The organism is Archangium sp. (genome assembly GCF_036388035.1).
Classification (GTDB): domain Bacteria; phylum Myxococcota; class Myxococcia; order Myxococcales; family Myxococcaceae; genus Archangium.
This window is the reverse complement of record NZ_DASVSO010000266.1, coordinates 1-4,322: the sequence shown is the minus strand read 5'-3', so window position 1 is coordinate 4,322 and position 4,322 is coordinate 1. Positions and strand designations below refer to the sequence as shown.

Here is a 4,322-nt window from a genome sequence, read left to right as displayed (position 1 = left end):
ATGAGGTAGCGCCGGTCCGTGGGCTCTCCGCCCGGGCTGTGCACCAGGCCCTCGACGTGGATGGGGTAGCGCGGGGCGCGGTGGGGCGGCAGGGAGACGATCGGTTCGGAGGAGGACTCCAGCCGGACACCCAGGAGCATGTCGTAGTGGGCCTGGGTGGTCTGCTGCTTGTCGTGCTGGCCCTCGGTCTGGGCGTGGGCCTCCAGGTCCAGCTCGAGCACCCGCATGTCCTCGTCGAGCCCCGTCAACCCGGCGGGCCAGAGGGAGCCCTCCAGGCGCAGCAGCGCGCCGGGAAAGACGTCCACCGCGGGGAAGCGCTTGAAGGACACCTGGAACTGCCGCTGGCGCAGCTGCAGGCGTGTCTTCTCCAGCTTCTGCCGCTGCTCGGCCTCGGAGGTGAGGGGCGTGCGCAGCAGGATGTCGTGGGAGACACCCGTGACGGCCTGTTTCTGCTCGATCGGCGTGGTGGTGGGCCCGTTGGCCAGGGCGTTGAGCACGCGGGTGTTGTGGCGGATGGGCGGCGGCAGCAGGGCCCGAATGCTGTCCACCCGGAGGGGGCTCAGCGGGGCCGCCTTGCCCGAGGAGGGCTTGCTGTCGGCCAGCAGGTACTGGTTCTTCTGGTTGTCGTAGCTCCAGACGCCGTTGTTCTTGGCCACGTACCAGAGGACGAAGTCGTAGAAGCTCACCTCGGGGGCGTCCGCGCCCACCGCGAGGCACAGCATCGGGTGCTTCTGCCGCAGCACGGCCCAGTCGTAGGTGAGCGGGATGCTGGCCTTGTGCGCCTCGAGGATCTCCTGCATCGAGATGTCGGTGAGCAGCTCGACGGGACGGTGCTGGCGCCAGAGAACCTGGGCGACGTCGGCGAACTCGAGGGTGTAGCGGCGGAAGACGCGATCGGCGCCCTTGGTGCCGCCGTGGGTGTCCGCCACGAGGCGACGGCTGCGGACGAGGCCCTGGAGCACGAGCGGCGCGGGCGGGGAGTCGAGCTCGGGGTCCACCGCGGCCACGCTCAGGCGCACCTGGACGAGGTCCGGCTTCTGGAAGGCGGTGTAGAGCGGCGCGTCCTTCTTCTCCAGCGAGGTCCAGAAGGTGACCGAGGCGTTGAAGCCGTGGTTGGCCAGGTGCACGGACAGGTGCTTCACCTGTCCGCCGGGAATCGAGAAGGACTTACCGCCAATGGTGAGCGTCAGCTCGAGCTTGAGCTCCTCCTGGAATGCGGTGCTCACCGGGTGGATCCTCCCTCGCGCGGGGTGCCAGCGCCCATCATCCCATACCTCCACGCCGCCAGTCGCCGCCTGGCGCCCATTTCGCTAAGGTTTTCCCCATGTTCCTGCATGCCCTCGTCTCCCTGCTCGTCCTCGCGGCTCCGGCCGGTGAGGGGTGGACCACCTACTCCAACGAGCGCTTTGGCTACTCCATCGGCATCCCCCCGGGCCTCGCGGCGCAGGGCGAGTCCGACAACGGCGATGGCCAGGAGTGGCGCGATGCCTCGGGCAAGGTGAGCCTCAAGGTGTGGAGCTCGCTCGTGGTGGACCTGGACGGGGAGCCCGAGGGCCAGACGAACCTCGCCTGGTCCCGGCGCACCACCCTCAAGCGCTGGAGCGACAAGGGGGTTCGCGTCACCTACCAGCCCAAGGGCAAGGGGTGGTGGGTGCTGTCCGGAGAGGATCGGGAGGGGAGGGTGGTCTACCACAAGGTGGTAGAGAAGGACGGCTCCCTCTACGGCTTCGAGTGGCGCCATCCGAAGGGCGCCAAGACCTGGCAGGACGCCACGGGGCGCATCGCCCGCGGCTTCACGCTGCCCTGATGCCGGCGGTTCAGCGCGTGGCGGGGAGCCACCCTCGCGGGCAGCCCTCTCACTCCACGACCCGGGCGCTCCTCAGGGCGAGAACCAGACCTTGTGCTCGAGATCGAGGTGCATCCACGTCACCTTGAGCTCGCCCGCCCCCGGGTAGATGCTCTTGTCGTTGAGCAGGACCTTGCGGACCTGATCTGCGGTGTAGCCCTCGATGTGGAAGTCCGTCGCGGCCCCGCGCAGGTGAGCGGAGTTCTTCGCGCCGCCGACCTTCTTGTTGTAGGCCGGCGGGCGCAGCCAGCAGTGCACCACGATGGGCTTGTTGAAGTGCTCGCGGACGCGGTCGAGCGCCTTCGCCTGGCGCGCGATGTTCGAGAGGATCGTCGGAGTCACCTCGTTCTCGTTGGCATGACGGCCGAACGAGGGCAGCCAGAGCGCATCGTGCCACGTGAAGTATCTGGCGCCAGGGATCTTCGCCTTCAGATCCTTGCTGATCTGCGCGTAGGTCAGCTTGTTCGTGTCGACGGAGGTGGACGAGGAGGAGGAGGTGGTGGTGGTGGTCGTCGTCGGCGGGGTCGTCTTCGGAGGGGTGCTCTCCTTGACCGCTCCGGTCCCGGTGACCCCGCTGCCGGGCGTGCTCGTCGTGGTGACGTGCGCATTGCCTTCGAGGAAGCGGGTCACCGCCGCCTGGGTCTGCGGGCCGAGGATGCCGGGACCCGTCTGCATCTGCTGCTGCGTCAGGTAGCCGTACTTGACGAGCAGCAACTGCAGCTCCTTCACGGCCTGGTTCGAGCTGGAAGGCTCCTTCCCGCCATTCGAGCTCGAAGTCCCAGTCTCGTTGGAGGAGCCCTTGGGAGCAGGGCCCGTCTTGAGGGGCCCCAGACTCCGGGCGTACTTGTCGAACGCCACGAGCTTGTACTTCCGGATGAGGCTGATGAGCTTCTGGGAGTAGTCGGGATCGGTGGCGTAGCCCGCTTTGTGGATCTCCTGGGCGAAGCGCTCCGCATCGTCCTTGTTCCGCATGGCCTCCGCGTAGCGCTTGTTCTCGATGAAGAACCGCCCGTGATCCACGAAGGACTCCGTCGCCGACCGATAGGCGCGGAACCCGTCCTTGATCACGACGTCCTTCCCGTTGAAGTGCTCCCCGGTGCTCATGACGGCGGTGCCCGCGCTGCCCTTGCCCTTGATGCCGAAGTAGTTGTGGTACTTCTTCGACAGGCCGGACTTGCCCCAGTTGCTCTCCAAGATGGCCTGGGCCAGCGTCACCGAAGCGGGCACTCCCGTGGCGCGCTGACTGTCGACGGCGTCCGCGGAGACGGAGTCCACGAAGGCATTGCCCGTCTTGGGCAGACCGCCCGAACCAGCTTGGGTTGCGACGTTGCTCATGGGTTCTCCAGCACCCGCACGAGCCCATCAGGGGGCGGCGGGCTCCCCGAGGATAAACCAACACTTGCTGGGGTGCCTAGGCGCGGACGTGCCTCCGGCCCGCTCAGTCCCCGCTGACGGCGAAGAGCCAGTCGCCGTTCTCCTCGATGCCCACGCGCAGGCCCAGGTAGCCATTTTCGCCACTCCGCCACTCCGCGAGCCGCTCGGCGGGGTAGAGCCCCTCGAGCGCCTTCCAGTCCTCCGCCGTCTCGCCGGTGCGGTACGCCGAGGGCCAGAGGTAGAGCGTCTCCTCCTTGGCATGGGGCAGGTTGAGCACCTTCACCATCAACGCGAGTACGGGCTCTCCCTCCTTCTCGCGCTCGCGCCAGAAGGCCGCGACGTCGAAGTCGGGGCCGAAGCTGACGTTGAAGTCGGCGCCATGCTCGCGGGCGAGCCTCGCCAGGGCCTCGTAGTCACAGGCCACCGCCGCGGCGACGATGCGACGGCGCATCGACTCCACGACGGGCGGCAGGGGTGTCCGGGTCGGAGCTGGCTGGGCGCTCAGGGTGCTCGCCGAGCAGCGGGGGCCCTGCGCGGGCTGGGAGGCCGTGCTGGGCGCACCGGCATCCGGCGGACGGGGCGTGGGCGCCCCCGCATCCACCGTTACCTGGGCCTGGGACGTCGGCGGGGTCGCGGGCGCTGGAGGGGACGAGCGGGTGCAGGCCAGCAGCAGGACGCACAGCAGCGGAACACGGTTCATCATGTGAACGCGTTATAGCCCACCCACCGCCCGCCCCACGCGCTCACCCGCGCAGCGGCAGGGTGAACTCGAGCTGCACGTGCGTGCCCGCGAGCTCGGGCCGCAGTGAGGCGCGCACGTGCACGCCCCGCTCGCCGGGCCCGGTGGGCACCACCTTCCCGTGGAGCTGGCAGCTCTGCCCCCGACCCGCGGGGAGGATGGCTTCGGCGGCCCGGGAGAAGGCAGCGGACACCGCGTCGGGGCTGGCCCCGCTGGGAAGACGCTCGGCCAGCTCCTCGGCGAGGCGGACGATGCGGCCGGTGAGGAGCTGCGCGGCGAGGGGGGTGGCGTCACGGCCGCCGTACACGGTGGGCGCCGCCGCCAGCAGCACGGAGTCCGAGTCCCACCAGCCACTCACGCCCG

The 4,322-nt window shown here is 69.1% G+C and carries 3 protein-coding genes and 2 pseudogenes; 1 reads left to right on the top strand and 4 read right to left on the bottom strand.

What is annotated here, in order from left to right; genetic code table 11:
- Positions 1-1,226, bottom strand: a pseudogene (locus VF697_RS11295) (hypothetical protein); the annotation flags it as partial.
- A gap of 98 nt (positions 1,227-1,324) precedes the next feature.
- Here VF697_RS11295 and VF697_RS11290 point away from each other — a divergent pair.
- The gene (locus tag VF697_RS11290) at positions 1,325-1,807 is read left to right on the top strand and encodes a hypothetical protein (protein WP_331094151.1); all 483 of its coding nucleotides are present in this window, start codon (positions 1,325-1,327) and stop codon (positions 1,805-1,807) included.
- 72 nt (positions 1,808-1,879) lie between these two features.
- Here the strand turns inward: VF697_RS11290 and VF697_RS11285 are convergent, their stop codons facing one another.
- The 3 genes and pseudogenes from VF697_RS11285 to VF697_RS11275 all read right to left on the bottom strand — a co-directional run.
- Positions 1,880-3,181 (bottom strand): glucosaminidase domain-containing protein, encoded by a 1,302-nt coding sequence (locus tag VF697_RS11285; protein ID WP_331094149.1) that lies wholly within the window; start codon positions 3,179-3,181, stop codon positions 1,880-1,882.
- Between the two features lie 103 nt (positions 3,182-3,284).
- Complete coding sequence (locus VF697_RS11280; RefSeq protein WP_331094147.1) at positions 3,285-3,923, bottom strand: hypothetical protein; 639 nt, start codon at positions 3,921-3,923, stop codon at positions 3,285-3,287.
- Between the two features lie 40 nt (positions 3,924-3,963).
- Positions 3,964-4,322, bottom strand: a pseudogene (locus VF697_RS11275) (hypothetical protein); the annotation flags it as partial.